The following is a 2,183-nucleotide window of genomic DNA, read 5'->3' as shown; positions in this document are numbered from 1 at the left end:
CTTTTTTGTGAAGAAGTGAGTAAATATCTTTATATCCAGAAAAGATGAGGATAAAAATATCGTGAGGATAAGCCGCATTATCCGAATGTTAGGATAATGCGGCTATACGGATCTCCGCCGGGGGATCGATGGATTGGCTTCTATTGTCCGCTTTCAGTTTGAACTTGACCCTTATGATAAAAATACACTTTTTCTGTTCTGCGGAAGAAAAAACAGCAGGATCAAGGCCCTTTTGTGGGAAGGCGATGGTTTCCTTCTCATGTACAAAAGGCTGGATAACGGTTCTTTCCGGTGGCCAAGGTCGGCAGATGAAGCAATGGCCATCACAGATGACCAGTACAGGATGCTGATGCAGGGACTTGAAGTCGTAGCAAGGCATCCGATCACGGAAGTTGCTAAAATACCGGATCTCATGTAGTTTGTGCAGAATGCTGAAATTAAAAAAGTACAAAACCTATCCTGTCAGTGGATAACTGCAGGCATTCTGTATTTATCCACAAAAGGCCGGCCAAAGCTGTTTTTGCTCTGAACAGGAATTGCGGATGCTGTGGATAAAACATCCGGGAAACCGTAAGATAACGTTCCTTCAGATGTATTATCCACCGTCATAATGCCGAAAGGGAATTGAACCGTGAGTGGCGGCCATGCAGGAAATCTGCTATAATCAGAACCAGTATATAAAGAGACAGGGAGTTCCGGTTATGGCGTTTAAGTATACAGAAGAACAACTGAATAAACTGGATAAGGAGCTGCTGATCCAGCTGTTTCTCGGTCTTCAGGACCAGATGGAGGAACTGACAAAACAGACACAGGCCCTCAATGATAAGATGCAGCTGATGATGGAACAGATCGTGCTGTCCAATAAGAGCAGGTTCGGCAGATCCAGTGAAAAGATGACTGATCCCGGTCAGATCCGTTTTATGGAAGTGGATGGGAAGATCGTCTTTTTCAACGAAGCAGAAGCTGTCTGTGACCTGACTGCACCCGAACCGGATGATCTGGAGATAAGGGCATCCAAAAAGAAAAAACAGACAGGTAAAAAGAATGAGGATCTGTCCGGTATTCCGGTGCAGCGCATCGACCATTACATGACGGAAGAGGAGCTGACGTCAGAATTCGGCGAAAAAGGATGGAAACAGCTTCCAGATGCCATATCCAGATGTTACCGCTTTGTACCGGCAAAAGTCGAAGTAGAGGAACATCATATCGGCGTTTATGCCAGTAAAACCGATGAACACATGGTCAAAGCACCACATCCGAAGAACCTGCTCCGTGGCAGCCTTGTCTCACCATCCCTTGCAGCGGCCGTTATCAACGGCAAGTATGTCAATGCCGTGCCGCTTTACCGTCTGGAAAAGGAGTTTGAGCGCTATGGACTTGCGATCACCCGCCAGAACATGGCTAACTGGATGATCCGTCTGGGGGAAAGTTATCTCGCAGTCATGTATGACTATCTTCACAGGTTATTGTACCAGTATCATGTGATCCAGGCAGATGAAACGCCCGTCCTCGTCAATAAAGACGGTCGGCCTGCCGGCAGCAAGAGCTGGATGTGGGTATACCGTTCCGGTTTTATGTACCCAGAAAAACAGATCATCCTGTATGAATACCAGAAGACACGCAATGCTTCCCATCCGCGGGAATTCCTGAAAGACTATTCGGGCATCTGTGTGACAGACGGATATCAGGTCTATCATACCCTTGAAAAGGAGAAAGAAGATCTGAAGATCGCAGGGTGCTGGGTACATTGCAGGCGCAAGTTCCACGAGGCACTGGAGGTCATACCGAAAGATCTGAGGAAACAGTCTGTTTTGTATCTCATCATGAACCAGATCCGTGCGATCTACCGGGAGGAAGGAAAACTTTCCGGTCTTTCATCAGGAACGGACTGCCAAGCGTCAGCTGGTGGTAAAACCACTGGTGGATGCTTTCTTTGCGTACCTGAAACAGAATTCAGACAGGGTACCCAAAAGCGGCAAGACAAAGGAAGCATTTACCTATGCCCTGAACCAGGAACGGTATCTGCGTGTATTTCTTGAAAATGGGGATGTACCGATGGATAATAACGCCAGTGAACGTGCCATCCGCGGATTCTGTATTGGCAAGAAGAACTGGGAAATGATCGATACCGTCAATGGAGCCACCAGTTCTGCGATCATCTACAGCATAGCCGAAACAGCGAA

2 pseudogenes are annotated in these 2,183 nt (G+C 47.1%); both read left to right on the top strand.

Annotated elements, in window-relative coordinates:
- Window positions 1-109: 109 nt before the first annotated feature.
- A pseudogene (gene tnpB, locus WMO25_RS17385) lies at window positions 110-418 on the top strand (IS66 family insertion sequence element accessory protein TnpB); the annotation flags it as partial.
- A 283-nt stretch (window positions 419-701) separates the two neighbouring features.
- Window positions 702-2,183: pseudogene (tnpC, locus tag WMO25_RS17380) on the top strand (IS66 family transposase); the annotation flags it as partial.

This window comes from Coprococcus intestinihominis (genome assembly GCF_040096555.1).
Lineage (GTDB): Bacteria > Bacillota > Clostridia > Lachnospirales > Lachnospiraceae > Coprococcus_A > Coprococcus_A intestinihominis.
Note: the sequence above shows the minus strand (reverse complement) of the source record. Positions and strands in the feature narration are given on the sequence as shown.